Annotated in this window: 19 protein-coding genes and 1 tRNA gene; all 20 read left to right on the top strand. The window is 70.4% G+C overall.

The genetic code is table 11. From position 1 onward, the window contains the following. Positions 1-105 precede the first annotated feature (105 nt). Positions 106-178: transfer RNA gene (locus tag ATL31_RS05580), tRNA-Trp, on the top strand. Between the two features lie 107 nt (positions 179-285). Continuing rightward, positions 286-558 (top strand): preprotein translocase subunit SecE, encoded by a 273-nt coding sequence (secE, locus tag ATL31_RS05575; protein WP_101394901.1) that lies wholly within the window; start codon positions 286-288, stop codon positions 556-558. Between the two features lie 56 nt (positions 559-614). After that, positions 615-1,526 (top strand): transcription termination/antitermination protein NusG, encoded by a 912-nt coding sequence (nusG, locus tag ATL31_RS05570; RefSeq protein ID WP_101394900.1) that lies wholly within the window; start codon positions 615-617, stop codon positions 1,524-1,526. A gap of 84 nt (positions 1,527-1,610) precedes the next feature. Beyond that, positions 1,611-2,042 (top strand): 50S ribosomal protein L11, encoded by a 432-nt coding sequence (gene rplK / locus ATL31_RS05565; RefSeq protein WP_055815402.1) that lies wholly within the window; start codon positions 1,611-1,613, stop codon positions 2,040-2,042. A gap of 76 nt (positions 2,043-2,118) precedes the next feature. Next, positions 2,119-2,835, top strand: a complete 717-nt coding sequence (gene rplA, locus ATL31_RS05560; RefSeq protein WP_101394899.1) for a 50S ribosomal protein L1 — start codon at positions 2,119-2,121, stop codon at positions 2,833-2,835. 340 nt (positions 2,836-3,175) lie between these two features. Continuing rightward, positions 3,176-3,802, top strand: a complete 627-nt coding sequence (rplJ, locus tag ATL31_RS05555) for a 50S ribosomal protein L10 (protein WP_101394898.1) — start codon at positions 3,176-3,178, stop codon at positions 3,800-3,802. Between the two features lie 82 nt (positions 3,803-3,884). After that, positions 3,885-4,274, top strand: coding sequence for a 50S ribosomal protein L7/L12 (rplL, locus tag ATL31_RS05550; RefSeq protein WP_101394897.1), 390 nt, complete (start codon positions 3,885-3,887; stop codon positions 4,272-4,274). Between the two features lie 252 nt (positions 4,275-4,526). Next, positions 4,527-5,525, top strand: coding sequence for an ABC transporter ATP-binding protein (locus tag ATL31_RS05545; protein ID WP_281256255.1), 999 nt, complete (start codon positions 4,527-4,529; stop codon positions 5,523-5,525). Continuing rightward, entirely contained in the window at positions 5,522-6,289 is a 768-nt protein-coding gene (locus ATL31_RS05540; protein ID WP_101394895.1) for an MlaE family ABC transporter permease, read from the top strand. Before ATL31_RS05545 ends, ATL31_RS05540 begins: the two co-directional genes overlap by 4 nt. Before the next feature lie 5 nt (positions 6,290-6,294). Continuing rightward, positions 6,295-7,122 carry an MlaE family ABC transporter permease gene (locus ATL31_RS05535; RefSeq protein ID WP_101394894.1) on the top strand — a complete coding sequence of 276 codons (828 nt, stop codon included), beginning with the start codon at positions 6,295-6,297 and terminating at the stop codon, positions 7,120-7,122. Continuing rightward, positions 7,119-8,417 carry an MCE family protein gene (locus ATL31_RS05530; RefSeq protein ID WP_101394893.1) on the top strand — a complete coding sequence of 433 codons (1,299 nt, stop codon included), beginning with the start codon at positions 7,119-7,121 and terminating at the stop codon, positions 8,415-8,417. Before ATL31_RS05535 ends, ATL31_RS05530 begins: the two co-directional genes overlap by 4 nt. Beyond that, positions 8,414-9,442: an MCE family protein gene (locus tag ATL31_RS05525; RefSeq protein ID WP_101394892.1), complete on the top strand. Its 1,029-nt coding sequence runs from the start codon at positions 8,414-8,416 to the stop codon at positions 9,440-9,442. The genes ATL31_RS05530 and ATL31_RS05525 overlap by 4 nt, the downstream gene beginning before the upstream one ends. Next, entirely contained in the window at positions 9,442-10,422 is a 981-nt protein-coding gene (locus ATL31_RS05520) for an MCE family protein (RefSeq protein WP_245861963.1), read from the top strand. Before ATL31_RS05525 ends, ATL31_RS05520 begins: the two co-directional genes overlap by 1 nt. Beyond that, positions 10,419-11,612, top strand: coding sequence for an MCE family protein (locus ATL31_RS05515; RefSeq protein WP_101394891.1), 1,194 nt, complete (start codon positions 10,419-10,421; stop codon positions 11,610-11,612). The genes ATL31_RS05520 and ATL31_RS05515 overlap by 4 nt, the downstream gene beginning before the upstream one ends. Continuing rightward, positions 11,609-12,829, top strand: coding sequence for an MCE family protein (locus ATL31_RS05510; protein ID WP_101394890.1), 1,221 nt, complete (start codon positions 11,609-11,611; stop codon positions 12,827-12,829). Before ATL31_RS05515 ends, ATL31_RS05510 begins: the two co-directional genes overlap by 4 nt. Further along, positions 12,826-14,088 (top strand): MCE family protein, encoded by a 1,263-nt coding sequence (locus ATL31_RS05505; RefSeq protein ID WP_101394889.1) that lies wholly within the window; start codon positions 12,826-12,828, stop codon positions 14,086-14,088. Before ATL31_RS05510 ends, ATL31_RS05505 begins: the two co-directional genes overlap by 4 nt. Beyond that, entirely contained in the window at positions 14,085-14,585 is a 501-nt protein-coding gene (locus ATL31_RS05500; protein WP_101394888.1) for a hypothetical protein, read from the top strand. Before ATL31_RS05505 ends, ATL31_RS05500 begins: the two co-directional genes overlap by 4 nt. Then, a complete protein-coding gene (locus ATL31_RS05495; RefSeq protein ID WP_158239790.1) occupies positions 14,569-15,282 on the top strand; it encodes a hypothetical protein in 714 nt (237 codons plus the stop codon). Before ATL31_RS05500 ends, ATL31_RS05495 begins: the two co-directional genes overlap by 17 nt. A 325-nt stretch (positions 15,283-15,607) precedes the next feature. After that, positions 15,608-19,096, top strand: coding sequence for a DNA-directed RNA polymerase subunit beta (gene rpoB, locus ATL31_RS05490; RefSeq protein WP_101394886.1), 3,489 nt, complete (start codon positions 15,608-15,610; stop codon positions 19,094-19,096). A 105-nt stretch (positions 19,097-19,201) separates the two neighbouring features. After that, positions 19,202-23,089, top strand: coding sequence for a DNA-directed RNA polymerase subunit beta' (locus ATL31_RS05485; protein WP_101394885.1), 3,888 nt, complete (start codon positions 19,202-19,204; stop codon positions 23,087-23,089). The last annotated feature ends 52 nt before the right edge of the window (positions 23,090-23,141 follow it).

Raw genomic sequence — 23,141 nt, 5'->3', positions numbered from 1 at the left:
CCGGAGCCGCGACGTCACGTATGCTGTCCGTTCGGTGTGACCACCATCTCGGCGTGCCCGGGGATGGTCCCACCGGAGGGGTCCCGCCCCAACCTGGGACCCCACAGGGCAGTGGCTCAATTGGTAGAGCACCGGTCTCCAAAACCGGCGGTTGGGGGTTCGAGTCCCTCCTGCCCTGCGTCGTACGTGTGGTTCGTCCACGATTCGCGGTCCGTCCCTCGGGCTGCCTTCGCGGGCGTGCCGCGCCGAAGGCACCGACAGCAGTTCCCGACGTGAAGAGGCACCGTGACTGACGTAGGTCAGACCAGGACCCCCTCCCGCCCCGCCAAGGGCCGGGAGCAGAGCGGCAACCCCGTCTCGCGGTGGTTCTCTCGTCTCACCCTGTTCGTCAGCCAGATCCTCGACGAGCTCCGCAAGGTCGTGCGCCCCACGCGCGCCGAGCTGTGGCAGTACACCCTCGTCGTCATCGTCTTCGTCACCGTGATGATGGCGTTCGTCGCCGGTATCGACTTCGGCTTCAGCAAGCTGATCGCGCTGGTCCTGGGCTCCGGTTCCTGACCCAGCCCCGCCCGAGCACCCCGCCCCCGGCACCCGCACCAAGGAAGAGGTCATCCGTGTCCGACCAGTGGACCGACACCCCGGACGAGACGTCCACCGACGCCCCGCAGGCTCCGGTCGCCGACGCCACCGTCCAGGAGGCGGACTTCGCCGTCGCGCACGAGGGCGCCGAGGCCGGTGAGCCCGTCGGCATCGAGACCGACGACCAGACCGACGACGAGGCCGGCTCCGACGTGACCGACGCCGGTGACGAGGAGGGCGCGGAGGACGAGGCGCCCATCGCCACCGACACCGAGGCCGGCGTGCACGAGCCCGTCACCGACGAGGACGGCGACGTCCTCGAGGGCGTCGACCCCGTGCAGGCGTTCAAGGACGACCTGGCCGCCAAGTTCGGCGACTGGTTCGTCATCCACTCCTACGCGGGCTACGAGAACCGCGTGAAGGCCAACCTCGAGAACCGCACGCAGTCCCTCAACATGGAGGACTACATCTTCGAGGTCCAGGTGCCGATGGAGGAGGTCACCGAGATCAAGGGCGGGCAGCGCAAACTCGTCCGCCGGGTCCGGATGCCCGGCTACGTCCTCGTGCGCATGGACCTCACCGACGAGTCCTGGGGCGCCGTGCGCCACACCCCCGGCGTCACCGGCTTCGTCGGCAACGCCCACCAGCCGGTCCCGCTGACCCTCGACGAGGTCTTCGGGATGCTCAAGCCCGCCGACCTCGAGTCCTCGGCCGCCGCCGCGGCCTCCGGGGGCGGGCAGGCGCAGGGCGCCGGCGGCACCTCCGCGGTCACCGTCGTCGACTTCGAGGTCGGCGAGTCGGTCACCGTCATGGACGGGCCGTTCGAGACCATGCCGGCCACGATCTCCGAGATCAACCCCGACACCCAGAAGCTCAAGGTGCTCGTCTCCATCTTCGGCCGGGAGACCCCGGTCGAGCTCTCCTTCAGTCAGGTCACCAAGCTCTGACCGAGCCCCTCCGCGGGGGTCCCGCGGACACTGCAAAGGGGTCATCGCCCACGGCGTCGGCCCACCCCACCAGTTAGGACAGACATGCCCCCCAAGAAGAAGGTCTCCGGCTACATCAGCCTGCAGATCCAGGCCGGTGCCGCGACCCCGGCCCCGCCCGTCGGCCCGGCCCTCGGCCAGCACGGCGTCAACATCATGGAGTTCGTCAAGGCGTACAACGCGGCGACCGAGCACCAGCGCGGCAACATCATCCCCGTCGTCATCACGGTCTTCGAGGACCGCTCGTTCACCTTCATCACCAAGACGCCCCCGGCGAGCGAGCTCATCAAGAAGGCGGCCGGTGTCCAGAAGGGCTCGGGCGAGCCGCACAAGACCAAGGCCGGCAAGCTGAGCAAGGACCAGCTCCGCGAGATCGCGGAGACCAAGATGCCCGACCTCAACGCCAACGACGTCGACGCCGCGATGAAGATCATCGCCGGCACCGCCCGGCAGATGGGCATCGAGACCGAACTCTGAGCCCGGCCTCACCCAGTGGCAGGGCCAGCGCCGGCCCGACGACCACGACTCCACCACGACCCACCAGGAGCAGCACATGAAGCGCAGCAAGGCCTACCGCGCCGCCGCCGAGAAGATCGACGCCGACGCCCTGTACAGCCCCCTCGACGCCGTCCGCCTCGCGAAGGAGGCCGCGTCGGCCAAGTACGACGAGACCGTCGAGGTCGCGTTCCGTCTCGGTGTCGACCCCCGCAAGGCCGACCAGATGGTGCGCGGCACCGTCAACCTCCCGCACGGCACGGGCAAGACCGCCCGCGTCCTGGTCTTCGCGACCGGTGACAGGGCCGAGGCGGCCACCGAGGCCGGCGCCGACTTCGTCGGGTCCGACGACATGATCGAGAAGGTCTCCGGCGGCTGGCTCGACTTCGACGCCGTCGTCGCCACCCCCGACCTGATGGGCAAGGTCGGTCGTCTGGGCAAGGTGCTGGGCCCGCGCGGCCTCATGCCGAACCCGAAGACCGGCACGGTCACGATGGACACGGCCAAGGCCGTGACCGACATCAAGGGCGGCAAGATCGAGTTCCGCGTCGACAAGCACGCGAACCTGCACTTCATCATCGGCAAGGCGTCCTTCGACACCTTGGCCCTGGTCGAGAACTACGCGACCGCCCTCGAGGAGGTCCTCCGGCTCAAGCCGGCCGCCTCCAAGGGCCGCTACATCACCAAGGCGACGCTGTCGACCACGATGGGCCCGGGCATCCCGCTGGACGCCAGCAAGACCCGCAACCTCACCGAGGACGCCGTCGACGCCTGACCGGCTGCCGCCGCACCGGAGCCCGCCACCCCGCCTCGGGATGGCGGGCTCCCGCGCGTCGTGGGGCGGGCCGCCGGCCCGGGCACGGGGGCGGGGCGAGGGCGGCGCGATTTGGGCGCCGGCCCCCCGTCCCGTACGCTGGTCCACGACCGAAGACCGCCGGTTGTCGGCTGCACCCGCAGCAGACCGAAGGCTCCGCGAGAGCGGGCGACCAGCGCAGGACGCGTAGTTCCCCGGTGTGGGCGTGAGCCCCCCGCTGAGAGCCCCGTGCCGTGCGCCGGGGCTCTTTCTCTGTTCCGGGGCCTCCGCCGACGGTCCGACCCGACGGAAGGAGGCCCGAATGTCACGTGCCGACAAGACGGCAGCCGTTGCCGAGCTCTCCGAGAAGTTCAAGAGCTCCAACGCCGCCGTCCTCACGGAGTACCGGGGACTCTCGGTGAAGCAGCTCACCGAGCTGCGCAACTCCCTGCGTGGCAACGCGACCTACGCCGTGGTCAAGAACACGCTGACCGAGCTCGCCGCCAAGGACGCCGGGGTGACCGCGTTCGACGGTCAGCTCGTCGGACCGACCGCCATCGCCTTCGTCGAGGGCGACCCGGTCGAGGCGGCCAAGGGTCTGCGTGACTTCGCCAAGGCCAACCCCCTCCTGGTGATCAAGGGCGGCGTGCTCGAGGGCAAGACCCTCTCCGCCGCGGAGATCACCAAGCTCGCGGACCTCGAGTCCCGCGAGGTGCTCCTGGCCAAGCTGGCCGGCGCCATGAACGCGTCGCTCAGCCAGGCCGTCTACCTCTTCGCCGCTCCGCTCGCCCAGGCCGCTCGCGCGGTCGAGGCCCTGCGGGCGAAGGTCGAGTCGGAGGGTCCGGTCGCCGGGTCCGACGCCCCGGCCGCCGAGGACACCCCTGCCGAGGCCCCCGCGGCCGAGGCCACCGACGTCGCCGAGGGTGGCGGCCCGGGCCCCAGCGCGTAGCACTGGGGAGAGCCGACCCCCCGGGGCCGGCTCACCACACCAACCGCCACTCACGGCATATCAGCACGAAAGGACGCCACACATGGCCAAGCTCAGCACCGACGAGCTCCTTGAGGCCTTCAAGGAGATGACCCTCATCGAGCTCTCCGAGTTCGTCAAGCAGTTCGAGGACACCTTCAACGTCACCGCCGCCGCGCCCGTCGCGGTCGCCGGTGCCGCTGCCCCGGCCGGTGGCGGCGACGCCGAGGCCCCCGCCGAGCAGGACGAGTTCGACGTCGTCCTCGAGGCTGCCGGCGACAAGAAGATCGCCGTCATCAAGGAGGTCCGCGCGCTGACCTCCCTCGGCCTCAAGGAGGCCAAGGACCTCGTCGACGGCGCCCCCAAGGCCGTCCTCGAGAAGGTCGACAAGGCTGCGGCCGAGAAGGCCAAGGAGCAGCTCGAGGGCGCCGGCGCCACCGTCACCCTCAAGTGAGCCCGTCCCCCTGAGGGTGACGAGCACCACGCCCGACGGGGCCCGACCACACAGTCGGGCCCCGTCGTCGTGCGCCCGGGCAATCCGGGCCGGGGGCCCGTGCCGAACCAGGAACCGTGGCATCCCGACGCCCGGCGGGCAAGGGGTCGGGCTGAGAAAAGTGTCAGGTCGTCAAACCTTCGGAACCGGCGGTTCCGTGGTCTGATGGACCCGCGCCCGCTACCTACCGCTGGGTAACAACGGGTCGGGCGCATGACCACGGACGGCAGAAGGGTCGACATGGGTGTCGAGATCGCGGTGAGCGGGCTGACCAAGCAGTTCGGCAGCCAGCTCATCTGGGACGACGTCACCCTCACCCTCCCGGCGGGCGAGATCAGTGTCCTGCTGGGCCCGTCGGGCACCGGCAAGTCGGTCTTCCTCAAGACCCTGGTCGGCCTGATCCGCCCCGAGAAGGGCTCGATCCTGATCGAGGGCCAGGACATCGTCCGGCTCCGCGGCGACGACCTCTACGAGATCCGCAAGCTGTTCGGCGTGCTGTTCCAGGACGGCGCCCTCTTCGGCTCGATGACCCTCTTCGACAACGTCGCCTTCCCGCTGCGCGAGCACACCCGCAAGAGCGAGAAGGAGGTCGCCGCCATCGTCCACGAGAAGATGGACCTCGTCGGCCTCACCGGAGCCGAGAAGAAGCTCCCCGGCGAGATCTCGGGCGGGATGCGCAAGCGCGCCGGGCTGGCCCGTGCCCTGGTCCTCGACCCCGAGATCCTGCTCATCGACGAGCCCGACTCGGGCCTGGACCCGGTGCGCACCAGCTACATCAACCAGCTGTTCGTCGACCTCAACGCCCAGATCGACGCGACCTTCCTCATCGTCACCCACGACATCAACACCGCCCGCACCGTGCCCGACAACATCGGCCTGCTCTACCACAAGCACCTGGCCATGTTCGGGCCCCGCGAGATGCTGCTGTCGTCGGAGGAGCCGGTGGTCCGCCAGTTCCTCAACGCCCAGACCGTCGGCCCCATCGGGATGTCGGAGGAGAAGGACGCCGAGGAGCTCGCCGCCGAGTCCGGCCAGGAGCTGCCCCCACTGCCCCCCATCCCGCTGCAGCTGCCGACCAGCGACCGCACCCCCCGTCGGGCCGAGCGCGGCGCGGGCGTCTGGTGCCGCGACAACGGCATCACCCCGCCGCCCGGCAGCTTCGCCTCGACCACCGCGGGGGTCCCCGGTGTCCGGCACGGGGTGGGCGCATGACGGTGGTGTCCAACGGCCTGCGCCAGGCGGGCTCGTTCTTCGGGCTCGTGGTCGACGTCGCCAAGGCGGCTCCGCGGCGCCCGTTCCAGCTGCGCGAGTTCATCCAGCAGGCCTGGTTCGTCGCCTCCGTGACGATCGTGCCCACGGCGCTGGTCTCCATCCCGTTCGGCGCCGTCATCGCCCTCCAGCTCGGCACCCTGACCCGCCAGCTCGGCGCCCAGTCCTTCACGGGCGCGGCCTCGGTGCTGGCCGTGGTGCGCGAGGCCTCCCCGCTGGTCACCGCGCTGCTGGTCGCGGGTGCGGGCGGCTCGGCCATCTGCGCCGACCTCGGCTCCCGCAAGATCCGTGAGGAGATCGACGCGCTCGAGGTGCTCGGCATCAGCCCCATCCAGCGCCTCGTCGTGCCCCGCGTGCTGGCCACCATGCTCGTCGCCGCCCTCCTCAACGGTCTGGTCTCGGTCGTGGGCGTGGCCGGGGGCTACGTCTTCAACGTCCTGGTGCAGGGCGGCACCCCCGGCGCCTACCTCGCGTCGTTCACCGCGCTCGCCCAGCTGGCCGACCTCGTCACCTCCGAGATCAAGGCCCTGATCTTCGGCGCCCTCGCGGCGCTGGTGGCCTCCTACAAGGGGCTCACGGCGGGGGGCGGCCCCAAGGGGGTCGGCGACGCCGTCAACCAGAGCGTCGTCATCACCTTCATGTTCCTGTTCGTCGTCAACTTCGTCATCAGCGCCGTGTACTTCCAAGTCGTCCCGCAGAAGATCTGACGCCGATGCCGAACCTCGCCGCCGCCGTCCAGGCCCCGCTGCGCCTGCTCGACGCCCTCAGCGAGCAGATGCGCTTCTACGTGCGCTCGATCGGCTGGGTGCCGCGCACCCTGACCCGCTACCGCGGCGAGGTCGTGCGGCTGCTGGCCGAGGTCTCCCTCGGCAGTGGTGCGCTCACCGTCATCGGCGGCACGGTGGGGGTCCTGTCGTTCCTGGCGTTCTTCACCGGCTCGCAGGTGGGCCTGCAGGGCTTCAGCTCGCTCGACCAGCTCGGCACCGGCGCCTTCGCGGGCTTCGTGTCGGCCTACCTCAACACCCGCGAGATCGCCCCCCTGGTGGCCGGGCTGGCCCTGGCGGCCACCGTGGGCTGCGGCTTCACGGCCCAGCTCGGGGCGATGCGGATCAGCGAGGAGGTCGACGCCCTCGAGGTCATGGGCATCCCGAGCCTGCCGTTCCTCGTGACGACCCGGATGATCGCCGGCTTCGTGGCGGTCATCCCGCTGTACGTCCTGGGGCTGCTCTCGTCCTACGCGGCCACCCGGTTCATCGTCACCGGCTACTTCGGGCAGTCGACCGGCACCTACGACCACTACTTCCACCTGTTCCTGCCCCCGCAGGACATCCTCTGGTCGTTCGCGAAGGTGCTGATCTTCGCGGTCGTGATCATCGGCATCCACTGCTACTACGGCTACACCGCCAGCGGTGGGCCCGCCGGGGTCGGGGTGGCCGTGGGCCGCGCCGTGCGTACCTCGATCGTGGCCATCAACGTCGTCGACTTCTTCGTCAGCCTGGCCATCTGGGGCGCCACCACCACGGTGAGGATCGCGGGATGACGGGGGGCTTCCTGGGCGGTCTGCGCTCGCGCTCCTACGGGATCGCGTTCCTGCTCGTCGTCGCCGTGCTGCTGACGCTCTCGATCGCGGCCTTCAACAAGGTCTTCACCGACGTCGTCACCGTCACCCTGAAGACCGACCGCATCGGCAGCCAGCTCCAGGAGTCCTCCGACGTCAAGATCCGCGGCCTCATCGTCGGCGAGGTCCGCGCCATCGAGGCCGGTCCCCAGGGCGCCACCCTGACCCTCGCGCTGGACCCGGCCCGCACGTCGCTCATCCCGGCCGCGGTCAGCGCCCGGCTGCTGCCCAAGACCCTGTTCGGCGAGCGCTACGTCGACCTCGTGACGCCTCCGGGCGACCCGGGGCGGCCCATCCGCGAGGGCGACGTGATCCCGCAGGACCGCAGCAGCGTGGCCATCGAGCTCGAGCGGGTCTTCGACCAGCTGCTGCCGCTGCTGCGCACCGTCCGGCCCGAGAAGCTCGCCGCCACCCTCAACGCGCTGGCGACGGCCCTCGACGGCCGGGGCTACACGCTGGGCCAGAACCTCGTCCTGGTCAACCGGTACTTCACCGCGCTGAACCCCCAGATGCCGCTGATCCAGGCCGACATCAGCGGCCTCGCCGACCTCGCCAGCACCTACGCCGTGGCCGCCCCCAACCTGTTGCGCGCCCTCGACGCGTTGCGCACCACCAATGCCACCATCGTCGAGAAGAAGGACCAGCTGGCGGGCTTCCTGGCCGGGACGGCCGGCTTCGCCAACACCACCGCCGAGTTCCTCGAGCAGAACGACGACCGCATCATCCAGGTCGGGCGCGTGCAGCGCCCGACGCTGGCGGTGCTGGCCAAGCACGCGCCGATCTACCCCTGCCTGGCGTCCGGCCTGGTCAACTGGCTGCCGCGCATCCGCGGCGCGTTCTCGGGCGCCCAGTTCCACATCACGCTCGAGACCCCGCCCCAGCGTCAGGGCTACCGCCCCGGCCAGGAGCCGGCCTGGAACGACGACCGCGGGCCCACCTGCTACGACCTGCCGAGCCCGCGGAGCAGCCAGGCCCACCCGCGCGGTGCGGTGACCTTCGCCGACGGCACCGGCGGCGGCTCGCGCTCGGCCCTGCCGTCGGCCCTGCTCGCCCCCACCGGGCTGGCGGTGCCAAGCGTCGACTCCGGCCTGGCCGGCACCGCCGAGGAGCAGCAGGTCGTCGCCATCGCGCTCGCGCCCGAGGGGGGCGGCGAGCCGTCGGCCCTCACCACGCTGCTGGCCGGCCCGATGCTGCGCGGGAGGGTGGTCAACCAGTGAGGACCACCCCCAGCCTGGTCAAGCTCATCGTGTTCGTCGTGGTCACGGTGCTGGCCACCGGCATCCTGGCCGCGACCATCTCGAACCTGCTGCCGGGCGACAAGGCCACCTACAAGGCGGTGTTCACCGACGTCACCGGGCTCGCCTCGGGCCAGGACGTGCGAGTCGCCGGCGTCCGCGTGGGCACGGTCAAGGACATCACCGTCGCCAAGGACCGGGTCCACGCCGAGGTCACCTTCGACGTCCTGCGCAGCACGGCGCTGACCCGCGGCACCGCCGCCACCATCAAGTACCGCAACCTGGTGGGGGAGCGGTACATCGCCCTCACCCAGGAGCCCGGCGACACCGGGCCGCTCCCCGAGAACGGCACCATCCCGCTGGAGCGCACCCACCCGGCGCTCGACCTGACCGTCCTCTTCAACGGCTTCAAGCCGCTGTTCGCGGCGCTCTCACCGGCCGACGTCAACGAGCTGTCGGGGCAGATCATCTCGGTGCTCCAGGGCGAGGGGGGCGACATCAACTCGCTTCTCGGGCAGACCGCCTCGCTGAGCCGGGCCCTCGCCGACCGCGACGCCGTCATCGGCCGCACCATCGACAACCTCTCGACCGTCCTCGGCACCGTGGAGGCCAACGACACCGCCTTCCGCGACCTGCTGACCCAGCTGCAGCGGTTCGTCTCGGGGCTCTCGCAGGACCGCGCCGCCATCGGGCAGTCGCTGACCAACATCAACGCCCTGACCGCCGACACCGCGAGCCTGCTGCAGGCCGGGCGCCCCGACCTGAAGGCCGACATCGCGAACCTCGGCGACCTGGCGAGCACCCTCAACGAGCCCCAGAACACCGCGGCCTTCGAGAAGTTCGCGCGGACCGCCCCGGGCAAGATCACCACCATCACCCGCACCGCCACGTACGGCGCGTGGTTCAACTTCTACCTCTGCCGCTTCGACGTGAAGAACCTGGTCCTCCCCACGGGTCCGACCCCCGGCAACCTCGGCTACGACGTCGCCGCCGCGAGGTGTCGCTGATGGCCCGCATCGTGCGTCCGCCCAAGGACCGCAACACCCTGCGCTTCGGCATCGCCGGGCTGGCGGTCATCGCCGTGCTCATGGTGCTGGCGTTCAACGCCTCCCGGCTGCCCTTCCTCGGGGGTGGCCCCGCCTACAGCGCGGCCTTCACCGAGGCCGGCGGCCTGCGCGACGGTGACGACGTGCGCATCGCCGGGGTCAAGGTCGGCGATGTCACCGGCGTCGACCTCGAGGGCTCGCACGTGCGCGTCGACTTCCGCATCACCGGCGACGTGAGCTTCGGCCCCCAGACCGCCGCCTCCGTGCGCATCAAGACCCTGCTCGGCGCGAAGTACGTGGCCCTCGAGCCGCGCGGCACCGGGCAGCTGAAGGAGGGGAGCCAGATCCCGCTCGAGCGCACCGTCTCGTCCTACGACGTGATCAGCGCCTTCTCCGACCTCACGAAGACCACCGAGCGCATCGACACCGACCAGCTGGCCCGCTCGCTCGACGTCCTGGCCACCGAGTTCAAGGACACCCCGGCCAACGTCCGCACCGCCCTCGACGGCCTCAGCCGCCTCTCGCGCACCGTGGCGAGCCGCGACGAGAAGCTGCGCGAGCTGCTGCGCTCGGCCAACACCGTCACCGGCACCGTCGCCGAACAGAACGCCGCGATCGACCGGCTGATGCAGGATGCCGACCTGCTGCTGGTCGAGCTCGAGAAGCGGCGTGAGGCCATCCACACCCTCTTCACGAACACCAGCGCGCTGGCCCAGCAGATCACCGGCCTGGTGCGCGACAACCGCGCCGAGCTGGGCCCGGCCCTGGCTCAGCTGAAGGGTGTGCTGGCCACCCTGCAGAAGCACGAGGCCGACCTGCAGGCCACCATCGAGGCGATGGCGCCGTTCACCCGGGTCTTCGCCAACACCCTGGGTACCGGGCGCTGGTTCGACACCTACATCCAGAACCTCACCGTCCCGGTCGGGTCGGTGGGCCGATGATCTCCCGCCCGTCCCTGCGCCGGCCGCGCCGCCCCGCGCGACCGGCCTGGCTGGCTCCGCTCGGTGCCCGGCTGCGTTCGGTCCCACCGCGACTCGGGCTCGTCGCCGGCATCCTGGTGGTGGCGCTGGTCGCCGCGGCGGTCGTGTTCTGGCCCCGCCCCGAGCCGGTGCGCGTCACCGCCGACTTCGTCCGCGCGGTGGGCCTCTTCCCGGGCTCCGACGTGCGCATCCTCGGGGTCCGGGTCGGCACCGTCACCAGCGTCGAGCCCGAGGGCGACAAGGTACGGGTGGCCTTCGAGTTCACCCCCGAGCATCCCGTGCCCGCCGACGCGCGGGCCGCCGTGGTGGCGCCCTCGCTGGTCAGCGACCGCTACGTGCAGCTGCTGCCGGCCTACACGGCCGGGCCGCGGATGCGCAGCGGCGCGCACATCCCGCTCGACCGCACCGCCGTCCCCGTCGAGCTCGACCGGGTCAGCCAGAGCCTGGACGACCTGATGGTCGCGCTCGGCCCGAAGGGCGCCAACTCCGAGGGCGCCCTCACCCGGGTCCTGCGGACCGGGGCCGCGAACCTCGACGGCAACGGGCAGGCGCTGCACGACACCACCCAGAACCTGTCGCTGGCCGTGCAGACCTTCTCGCAGGGCCGCGGCGACCTCTTCGGCACCGTGAAGAACCTCAACACCTTCACCGAGACCCTGGCCACGAACGACACCAAGGTGCGCCGCCTCAACACCAACCTGGCGTCGGTGTCGACCGCTCTTGACGACGAGCGCGGCGACCTTTCGGCGGCCCTCGCCAACCTGGCCGTGGCGCTCGACGAGATCTCGGGCTTCGTCAAGGACAACCGCGCGGTCCTCAAGGACGACGTCGGCCGGCTGGCCGACGTCACGGGCGCCGTCGCCGCGAAGCGGAAGGCCCTGGGCGAGACCCTCGACAACGCCCCCGCGGCCATCTCCAACCTCCAGCTGGCCTACGACGCGGCCAACGGCACCCTCGACACCCGCGCCACCGTGCAGGGGGCCGACGACCCCGGGCTGCTGCTGTGCTCGCTGGTCACCGGCCCCACCAACACCGGCAACACCACGCTCTGCGACTCCCTCGGGTTGCTCGACCTCAAGGTCCCGACGGGCTCCTCGGCCGGCTCCCTCCTCAAGGGCGCCGACCCCACGCTCGGAGGGCTGCTCGGATGACCCGCCGCGTCCGTCTCCTCGCCGCCCTCGCGGCGGTGCTCGCGCTGCTCCTCTCCGGGTGCAAGGGCATCTACGACCTGCCGCTGCCCGGTGGTCCCAAGGCCGAGGGCCCGCAGATCACGGTGCAGGCGGAGTTCACTGACGTGCTCGACCTCGTGCCCCGCTCGTCCGTGAAGGTCGACGACGTCACCGTCGGCGAGGTCACCGACATCACCCTCGACGGCTGGACGGCGCGGGTCACCATGCGCATCCCGAAGTCCGCAGGCCTGCCCGACGACACGCGGGCCGAGCTCAAGCAGACCTCGCTGCTCGGCGAGAAGTACATCGCGCTCGAGCGGCCCACCGGCGGCGGCACCGGCCGGCTCGACGACGGCGACCTCATCCCGCTCGCGCGCACCGGGCGCAACCCCGAGGTCGAGGAGGTGCTCTCCGCCCTGTCGCTGCTGCTCAACGGGGGAGGCGTCGGCCAGCTCAAGATCATCGAGACCGAGCTCAACAACGCCCTGCGCGGCAACCACGACGACATCACGAGCCTGGTCACCCAGCTCGACACCTTCGTCGGCGGGCTCGACGCCCAGAAGGCCGAGATCATCCGCGCCATCGACGGCATCGACACCCTGAGCGCCCGCCTCGCGGCCCGCGACGACCAGCTCGCGGCCGTGCTGAAGGAGACCCCGCAGGGCCTGAAGGTGCTGGCCGACCAGCGCCGGCAGCTGACGGCCATGCTCACCGCGCTCAGCCGCCTCGGCGCGGTCGGAACCAAGGTCATCCGCGCCTCGCGCGCCGACACCCTCGCCGACCTGGCGGCCCTGAAGCCGATCCTGGCCCAGCTCAACGCCGCCGGCGACGACCTGCCGCAGTCGCTCGAGCTGTTCCTCACCTACCCGTTCCCGGACTCCTCGCTGGCGGCCATCAAGGGCGACTACACCAACCTGCACGTGACCGCCGACCTCGACCTCAGCACGCTCACCCTCCCGACGCCCACGGGGGCGCCGACCCTGCCCGTCCCGGTCCCCACGCTCCCGACCCTGCCCGTGCCGAGCCTGCCGCTGCCGACGGTCACGGTGCCGCTGCCGTCGCTGCCGCTGCCGACCTCGGGCGTGCCGCTGCCCACGACGTCCGGCGGCCCGCTGTGCCCGCCGATCTGCGTCGCGCAGGCCTCGGCCGACGGCGCCGACCGGTCGTGGACCACCCTCTACACCGGGGGGATGTCGTGATCCGCCGGCTCACCAAGGTCCAGCTCGCGCTGTTCCTGATCATCACCATCGTCGCCACGTCCTACCTGTCGGCCACCTACGTCGGGCTCACCGACCGCATCCTGGGGGGCGGGCCCACCGTGGTGGCCGACCTCGGCCAGTCGGGCGGCATCTTCGTCGGCTCCGAGGTCACCTACCGCGGGGTGCGCGTGGGCCGAGTCTCCGACCTCACCCTGAGCCACGACGGGGTGCGGGTGCACGCGCGCCTCGACCGGGGGGTCGAGGTGCCGAAGGACACCCGGGCCGTCGTCGAGAACCGCTCGGCGGTGGGCGAGCAGTACCTCGACCTCCAGCCGCGCAGCAACCGCGGGCCCTACCTGGCCGACGGCGACGTCATCCCGCGCGCCGACACCGAGACCCCGCTGCGCGTCGACACCCTGCTCCTCGACGTCGACCGCACCGTGCGCTCGGTGCCGAAGGACGACCTGGTCACGGTCGTCGACGAGCTGGGCACCGGGTTCGAGGGCACCGGCCCCGACCTCGCGCGCCTCATCGACGACGGAGACCTGCTCACCCGGAGCGCCATCTCGGCCCTGCCCGACACCATCGCCCTGCTGAAGTCCTCCAAGACGGTGCTCGACACCCAGCGCCTGCAGTCCTCGCAGATCATCACGTTCTCGGGCAACCTGGCGCGGATCTCCGAGACCCTCAAGGCCTCCGACCCCGACCTGCGCGTCATCCTCGACCGCGGCGTGGTGGCCTCCAGCGAGCTGCAGGCCGTCGTCCGCGAGAACCGTGACGGTCTCGGCACCCTCCTCGCCAACCTCGTCACCGTCGGCCAGGTCACGAGCGCCCGGGTCGACGGCATCGACCAGCTGCTGATCACCTACCCCGACGTCGTCTCGGGCGGCTACACCGTGGTGCCCGGCGACGGCACCGCCCACTTCGGGCTGGCCCTGGCCCAGTCGCCGGCCCCCTGCACGCAGGGCTACGGAGGGACCAGGACGACGAACCCCAACCAGACGACGAACCTGCCGCCGCTCAACACCGCGGCGCGCTGCAGCCTCCCGCGGGGCTCGGCGTCGACCGTCCGCGGCGCCCAGAACGCACCCGGCGCCCGACCCGTCGGCAGCGCCAGCCTGGCCATGGCCTATGGTTCGGACCCGGTGCCGCTCGGGACGACCGCGTACGGGCAGCCGGCGCAGGTGTCGGTCCCGCAGGCACCCGCCGGGAGCGGCGCCGGCTCCTGGTCCTGGATCATGGAGGAGGCAGCCCGATGAACCGTCCGGTCCGCTCCTTCTGGCGGCCGGTGCTGTGGGCCCTGGTCCTCGCCGTGCTCGCCTCCACCGTGGTGGTCGCCGCCACGAAGGGCCGCGAGTGGTACACCGCCCGGCAGGTGCAGCAGGCCCAGAGCGAGGCGCTCGCGGCCGGCCGCCAGATCGCCGTCAACTTCGCGACGCTCGACTACGCGACCGTCGACGAGGACACCGCGCGGGTGAAGGCGGCGGCCACGGGGGAGTTCCTCGAGAGCTACACCAGCAGCCTGGCCGACCTGCGCAAGGTCGTTGTCGCCAACAAGTCGACGTCCCGGGTCGAGCGCGCCGAAGCCGGCCTCGTCTCCGGCGACCGCGACTCGGCGCAGGTGATCGTGGGGGTGGTCGCCCCGACCTCCAACACCAACATCCCCCAGGGCGAGACCAAGACGTACCGGCTCAAGCTCGCCCTGCGCGAGGTCGGCGGGACCTGGAAGGTGGAGCGCCTTGAGTTCGTCGGATGACCGCCGCCGCCCCCGCGTCGCCGGCCAGCGGCGCCGCCACGGCCGCCCCGTGGACGAGGCCGCCGAGGTTGCGCCGCCGGTGCCGCGGCCGCCCCTCGACGAGGCGCCGGCCCGGCCTGCCCCCGAGCCTGAGCCGGCAGCTCCCGCTCCCCGCACCGACACCGGGACCGCCGAGCGCGTCGACGCCGAGCCGCCCGGGGAGACCGCCGGCCCCTCCGTCACCGTGCGCGACCTGCGTGCCCCGCTGGTGGCCCTGCTGGTCGTGGTGCTCCTCTTCGCGGCCGTCGCGTCGGTCGCCTTCCGCGACCACGGCGCCCGCGAGCGCGACGCCCGCGCGGCGACGGCGGCGGCCCGGACCTCGCTCGAGGCCCTGCTCTCCTACGACTACCAGACCATCGCGGCCCAGGCACAGCAGAACACCGCCCTGCTCACCGGGCAGTTCCGCACCGAGTACGGGCAGACGATGCAGAAGACCATCGCGCCGGTGGCCGAGAAGGAGAAGGCCGTCGTGCGCGCCCGGTCGTACGAGGCGGGCGTGATGGGCCAGACTCCCGACACCGTCACCGTCGAGGTCTTCCTCAACCAGGCCAAGGCCTCCACGGGTCAGGCCCAGCCGTCGATCGACCAGAACCGGGTCATCGCGACCATGCAGCGGGTCGGCGACCGCTGGTTGATCTCGGGCCTGTCGGCCTTCTGACCGACCTCCGCCCGGCTCTCGTCCCCAGGCGTCAGCGCGTTTCGCTTGACGGGGGCCGGGCGGAGCGTCATCCTGTTCGCGTCGCCCGGCTCTGCGGGGCGGCCGCACCGGGAGCCGAAGGGTTTGACCCGGTTGGACGGTGCTGCCTTCTTCGGGTATGCTATCTCTTTGCGCTGCCCCCTACCTGCCTCCGCTCGACGTCGAGCCCTCCCGTCGCCATGCCCCCGGCTGTCCCGGGAGACCTGCGTCGGGCCCGGACCACGACATCCGGTGGGTGAGGAACAGCGCGACCGCACGCCCACCAGGCCCGTGGAAGGAACCCTCCTTGGCTGCCTCGCGCACCTCGAAGAACACCGTGAAATCTGCTCGGACGGCCTCGGGCCGTCTGTCGTTCGCCAAGATCCGTGAGCCGCTGGAGGTCCCCGACCTCCTCGCTCTCCAGACCGAGAGCTTCGACTGGCTCCTCGGGAACGAGCGCTGGCAGCAGCGCGTCGCAGCCGCCCTCGAGGCCGGCCGCGACGACGTGCCCGAGCGCTCGGGCCTCGAGGAGATCTTCGAGGAGATCTCTCCGATCGAGGACTTCAGCGGCTCGATGTCGCTCAGCTTCCGTGACCACCGCTTCGAGGAGGTCAAGTACTCCATCGAGGACTGCAAGGAGCGCGACCAGACCTACTCGGCGCCGCTGTTCGTCACGGCCGAGTTCATGAACAACACCACCGGCGAGATCAAGAGCCAGACGGTCTTCATGGGCGACTTCCCGCTCATGACCGAGCGCGGCACCTTCATCATCAACGGCACCGAGCGCGTCGTCGTCTCCCAGCTGGTCCGCAGCCCGGGCGTCTACTTCGAGCGCACCCCCGACAAGACGTCCGACAAGGACATCTACTCGGCCAAGGTCATCCCCAGCCGCGGCGCCTGGCTCGAGTTCGAGATCGACAAGCGCGACCTCGTCGGCGTCCGCGTCGACCGCAAGCGCAAGCAGTCGGTCACCGTCCTCCTCAAGGCCCTCGGCATGTCCGAGGCCGACATCCTCGAGGAGTTCGGCGACTTCGAGTCGATGCGCCTCACCCTGGAGAAGGACAACACCACCGACCAGGACGACGCGCTGCTCGACATCTACCGCAAGCTGCGTCCGGGCGAGCCGCCGACCAAGGAGGCCGCGCAGACCCTGCTCGACAACCTCTACTTCAACGGCAAGCGCTACGACCTGGCCAAGGTCGGCCGGTACAAGATCAACAAGAAGCTCGGCGTCGACAGCGAGCTGTCGACCTCGACGCTCGGCCTCGAGGACATCGTCGCCACGATCAAGTACATCGTCGCCCTGCACGCCGGCCAGGAGACCCTGCCGGGCCAGCGTCGCGGCGAGCCCGTCGACGTGCGCGTCGAGACCGACGACATCGACCACTTCGGCAACCGCCGCCTGCGCAACGTCGGCGAGCTCATCCAGAACCAGGTCCGTACCGGCCTGTCCCGGATGGAGCGCGTGGTCCGCGAGCGGATGACGACCCAGGACGTCGAGGCCATCACGCCGCAGACCCTGATCAACATCCGCCCGGTCGTGGCGTCGATCAAGGAGTTCTTCGGCACCAGCCAGCTCTCGCAGTTCATGGACCAGAACAACCCGCTCGCGGGCCTGACGCACAAGCGGCGTCTGTCGGCCCTCGGCCCGGGTGGTCTCTCCCGTGACCGCGCCGGCATGGAGGTCCGCGACGTCCACCCGTCGCACTACGGCCGCATGTGCCCGATCGAGACCCCTGAGGGCCCGAACATCGGCCTCATCGGCTCGCTCGCGTCCTACGGGCGGATCAACTCCTTCGGCTTCATCGAGACCCCGTACCGCAAGGTCACCAAGGGCCGCATCACCGACGAGATCCACTACCTGTCGGCCGACGAGGAGGACGAGCACGTCATCGCCCAGGCGAACGCCGCGCTCACCGACGACGGCACGCACTTCGCCACCGAGCGCGTCCTGGTCCGCATCAAGGGCGGCGAGGTCGAGTACATCCCGGCCGACGACGTCGACTACATCGACGTCTCGCCGCGCCAGATGGTCTCCGCGGCCACCGCGCTGATCCCGTTCCTCGAGCACGACGACGCCAACCGTGCCCTCATGGGCTCGAACATGCAGCGTCAGGCCGTCCCGCTGGTGCGGGCCGAGGCCCCGCTCGTGGGCACCGGCATGGAGTACCGCGCGGCGGTCGACTCCGGTGACGTGGTCGTGGCCGAGAAGGCCGGCGTCGTCACCGAGGTCTCGGCCGACCTCGTCACCGTCGCCGGTGACGACGGCACCAGCCGCACCTACCGGATCGCGAAGTTCGACCGCTCCAACCAGGGCAACAGCTACAACCAGGTCGTGCGGGTCGACGAGGGCCAGCGGCTCGAGGCCGGCCAGCTCATCGCCGACGGTCCCGCGACCGAGGGCGGCGAGATGGCCCTGGGCCGCAACCTGCTCGTGGCGTTCATGCCGTGGGAGGGCCACAACTACGAGGACGCGATCATCCTCAGCCAGCGTCTGGTGCAGGACGACGTCCTCTCCTCGATCCACATCGAGGAGCACGAGGTCGACGCCCGCGACACCAAGCTCGGCCCCGAGGAGATCACCCGGGACATCCCGAACGTCTCCGAGGAGGTCCTGGCCGACCTCGACGAGCGCGGCATCATCCGCATCGGTGCCGAGGTCCGCGACGGCGACCTGCTCGTCGGCAAGGTCACGCCCAAGGGCGAGACCGAGCTGACCCCCGAGGAGCGCCTGCTCCGCGCGATCTTCGGTGAGAAGGCGCGCGAGGTGCGCGACACCTCCCTGAAGGTCCCCCACGGCGAGACCGGCACCGTCATCGGCGTCAAGGTCTTCGACAAGGACGAGGGCGACGAGCTGCCTCCGGGTGTCAACTCGCTGGTGCGCGTCTACGTCGCGAACAAGCGCAAGATCACCGACGGCGACAAGCTCGCCGGCCGGCACGGCAACAAGGGCGTCATCTCCAAGATCCTGCCCGTCGAGGACATGCCGTTCCTCGAGGACGGCACCCCGGTCGACGTCGTCCTCAACCCGCTCGGTGTCCCCGGCCGTATGAACGTCGGCCAGATCCTCGAGCTGCACCTCGGCTGGGCCGCCAGCCGCGGCTGGGAGATCGAGGGCACCCCCGAGTGGGCCGAGCTGATCCAGGACGACGCCCGCGAGGCGCCGGCCGGGACCCGCGTGGCCTCGCCGGTCTTCGACGGCTGCCGCGAGAACGAGATCGTGGGCCTGCTCGACAGCACCCGCAAGACCCGTGACGGCGTGCGGCTCATCGACGGCACCGGCAAGGCGCTGCTCTTCGACGGCCGCTCCGGCGAGCCGTTCCCCGAGCCGGTCTCGGTGGGCTACATGTACATCCTCAAGCTGCACCACCTCGTGGACGACAAGATCCACGCGCGCAGCACCGGGCCGTACTCGATGATCACCCAGCAGCCGCTCGGCGGTAAGGCCCAGTTCGGTGGCCAGCGCTTCGGTGAGATGGAGGTCTGGGCCCTCGAGGCGTACGGCGCCGCCTACGCGCTCCAGGAGCTGCTCACCATCAAGTCCGACGACGTCAACGGCCGCGTGAAGGTCTACGAGGCCATCGTCAAGGGCGAGAACATCCCCGAGCCCGGCATCCCCGAGTCCTTCAAGGTGCTCATCAAGGAGATGCAGAGCCTCTGCCTCAACGTGGAGGTCCTGTCCAGCGACGGGTCCACCATCGAGATGCGCGAGGCGGAGGACGACGTCTTCCGCGCCGCGGAGGAGCTCGGCATCGACCTGTCCCGGCGCGAGCCGAGCAGCGTCGAAGAGGTCTGACAGGTGACCCGGCCCGGGCGCCCACCAGCGCCCGGGCCGGGGAGCCCGCCCGACTGACCCCTGTCAGACCACAGAACTGCGTTAGCAAACGAGAGAAGGAACCACGTGCTCGACGTCAACTTCTTCGACGAGCTCCGGATCGGCCTCGCGACGGCCGAATCCATCCGCGCCTGGAGCCACGGCGAGGTCAAGAAGCCCGAGACGATCAACTACCGCACCCTCAAGCCCGAGAAGGACGGCCTCTTCTGCGAGAAGATCTTCGGCCCGACCCGGGACTGGGAGTGCGCCTGCGGCAAGTACAAGCGGGTCCGCTTCAAGGGCATCATCTGCGAGCGCTGCGGCGTCGAGGTCACCCGTGCCGCCGTGCGACGTGAGCGGATGGGCCACATCGAGCTCGCCGCCCCCGTCACCCACATCTGGTACTTCAAGGGTGTCCCGAGCCGGCTCGGCTACCTGCTCGACCTGGCCCCGAAGGACCTCGAGAAGGTCATCTACTTCGCGGCCTACATGATCACCTCCGTCGACGACGAGCAGCGGCACGCCGACCTGCCCTCGCTGGAGGCCCAGATCCAGGTCGAGAAGAAGGAGATCGAGAACCGCCGCGACGCCGACGTCGAGAACCGGGCCAAGAAGCTCGAGTCCGACATCGCCGCGCTCGAGGCCGAGGGCGCCAAGTCCGACGCCAAGCGCAAGGTGCGCGACTCCGCCGAGCGCGAGATGAACGCCATCCGCCGGCGGGCCGACCAGCAGGTCGAGCGCCTCACCCAGGTCTGGGACCGCTTCAAGAACCTCAAGGTCCAGGACCTCGAGGGCGACGAGGTCCTCTACCGCGAGATGCGTGACCGCTTCGGGCTCTACTTCGAGGGTGGGATGGGCGCTGCGGCGATCCAGAAGCGCCTCGAGACCTTCGACCTCGAGGCCGAGGCCGAGAGCCTGCGCGAGACCATCGCCTCCGGCAAGGGCCAGCGCAAGACCCGGGCGCTGAAGCGCCTCAAGGTCGTCAGCGCCTTCCAGACGACGACGAACCAGCCCTCGGGCATGGTCCTCGACGCGATCCCGGTCATCCCGCCGGACCTGCGCCCCATGGTGCAGCTCGACGGTGGCCGCTTCGCGACCTCGGACCTGAACGACCTGTACCGCCGCGTCATCAACCGCAACAACCGTCTGAAGCGACTGCTCGACCTCGGCGCGCCCGAGATCATCGTCAACAACGAGAAGCGGATGCTCCAGGAGGCCGTCGACAGCCTCTTCGACAACGGCCGTCGCGGCCGCCCGGTCACGGGCCCCGGCAACCGTCCGCTGAAGTCGCTGTCCGACATGCTCAAGGGCAAGCAGGGCCGGTTCCGCCAGAACCTGCTCGGCAAGCGCGTCGACTACTCCGGCCGTTCGGTCATCGTCGTCGGCCCGCAGCTCAAGCTCCACCAGTGCGGCCTGCCGAAGCAGATGGCGCTCGAGCTCTTCAAGCCCTTCGTCATGAAGCGGCTCGTCGACCTCGACCACGCCCAGAACATCAAGTCGGCCAAGCGCATGGTCGAGCGTCAGCGCCCGGTGGTGTGGGACGTCCTCGAAGAGGTCATCACCGAGCACCCCGTGCTGCTGAACCGCGCGCCCACGCTGCACCGTCTCGGCATCCAGGCCTTCGAGCCCCAGCTGGTCGAGGGCAAGGCCATCCAGATCCACCCGCTCGTCTGCACCGCCTTCAACGCGGACTTCGACGGTGACCAGATGGCCGTGCACGTGCCGCTGTCGGCCGAGGCCCAGGCCGAGGCCCGCATCCTGATGCTGTCCTCGAACAACATCCTCAAGCCGGCCGACGGCCGCCCCGTGACCATGCCCACCCAGGACATGATCATCGGCCTCTACCACCTGACCTCCGAGGTCGAGGGTGGCAAGGGCTCCGGGCGTCTGTTCAACGGCGTCTTCGAGGCCCGGATGGCGTTCGACGCGCACGAGATCGAGCTCGGCTCGCTCGTGAAGATCCGGCTCGAGCACGTGGTGCCGACCCCGCTCTCGGAGCTCCCCGAGGGCACCGAGGTCGACGCCGACGGCTACGTCCAGGCCCTGACCATCGAGACGACCCTGGGTCGCGCGCTCTTCAACGAGACGCTTCCCGAGGACTACCCGTACGTCAACGACCAGGTCGACAAGAAGCGCCTCTCGACCATCGTCAACGACCTCGCCGAGCGCTACAGCAAGGTGCAGGTCGCGGCGAGCCTCGACGCGCTCAAGGAGTACGGCTTCCACTGGGCGACCCGCTCGGGCATCACGGTGGCCATCTCCGACGTCGTCACCCCGCCGCGCAAGCTCGAGATCCTCGAGGGCTACGAGACCAAGGCCACGAAGGTCCAGACCCAGTACGAGCGCGGTCTGATCACCGACGACGAGCGTCGCCAGGAGCTCATCGAGATCTGGACGCAGGCCACCAACGAGGTCGCCAAGGAGATGGAGGCGAACATCCCGCCGTCGAACACCATCTACCGCATGGTGATGTCGGGGGCGCGAGGCAACCTCATGCAGCTGCGGCAGATCGCCGGTATGCGTGGGCTGGTGTCCAACCCCAAGGGCGACATCATCCCGCGACCGATCCGCGCGAACTTCCGCGAGGGTCTCTCGGTGCTGGAGTTCTTCATCTCCACGCACGGCTCGCGCAAGGGTCTGGCCGACACCGCCCTGCGCACGGCGGACTCGGGCTACCTCACCCGTCGCCTCGTCGACGTCTCCCAGGACGTCATCGTCCGTGAGGACGACTGCGGGACCGAGCGTGGCCTGGCCATGCCGATCGCGGCCACCGACGAGCGCACGGGTACCCGTACGGTCCACGACGACGTCGAGACCGCCGTCTACGCCCGCTCGCTGGCCGAGGACGTCGTCAAGGACGGCGAGGTGCTGGCGGAGGCCGGCATCGACCTCGGTGACGTGGTCATCGGTGCGCTCTTCGCGGCTGGTGTCGACCAGGTCAAGGTGCGCTCGGTGCTCACGTGCGACTCCAAGGTCGGGACCTGCGCCAAGTGCTACGGCCGCTCGCTGGCCACCGGCAAGCTCGTCGACATCGGCGAGGCGGTCGGCATCATCGCGGCCCAGTCGATCGGTGAGCCCGGGACCCAGCTGACGATGCGTACCTTCCACACCGGTGGTGTGGCCGGTGACGACATCACCCAGGGTCTGCCCCGTGTCGTCGAGCTGTTCGAGGCGCGCACCCCCAAGGGTGTCGCCCCGATCGCCGAGGCGTCCGGCCGGATCACCATCGAGGAGACCGACAAGGCGCGGCGCATCCTGCTCACGCCCGACGACGGCTCCGAGGAGCACGCCTACCCCGTCACCAAGCGGGCCCGCCTGCTGGTGCAGGACGGCCAGCACGTCGAGGTGGGCACGCGTCTGACGGTCGGCAACATCGACCCGAAGAACGTGCTGCGCATCCTCGGCCCGCGCCAGACCCAGATGCACCTGGTCGACGAGGTCCAGAACGTGTACCGCCAGCAGGGCGTGTCGATCCACGACAAGCACATCGAGGTGATCGTCCGGCAGATGCTGCGCCGGATCACGATCATCGAGTCGGGCGACGCCGACCTGCTCCCGGGCATGCTCGCCGAGCGCGGCCGCTTCGAGGCCGAGAACCGTCGGGTCGTCGCCGAGGGTGGCAAGCCGGCCTCGGGTCGTCCCGAGCTCATGGGCATCACCAAGGCGTCGCTGGCGACCGAGTCGTGGCTGTCGGCGGCCTCCTTCCAGGAGACCACCCGCGTCCTCACCGAGGCGGCCATGGAGGGCAAGTCCGACCCGCTGCTGGGCCTGAAGGAGAACGTCATCCTCGGCAAGCTCATCCCGGCGGGCACCGGCCTGCCGCGCTACCGCAACATCGCGGTCGAGCCCACCGAGGAGGCCAAGGCGGCCATGTACTCGATGCCGAACTACGAGGACTACGCGTTCTCGTTCGGCCCGGGTTCGGGCGAGGCCGTGCGCCTCGACGACTCCGAGCTCGGTCTCGACCGGCTCTGAGGGTCTGACCCGCTGACGACGAGGGCGGGCACCACGGTGGGAGACCACCGGG

The sequence above is a fragment of the Phycicoccus duodecadis genome (assembly GCF_002846495.1).
In the GTDB taxonomy this organism is placed as follows: Bacteria; Actinomycetota; Actinomycetes; order Actinomycetales; family Dermatophilaceae; genus Phycicoccus; species Phycicoccus duodecadis.
This window is presented reverse-complemented; position numbering and strand designations above follow the sequence as displayed.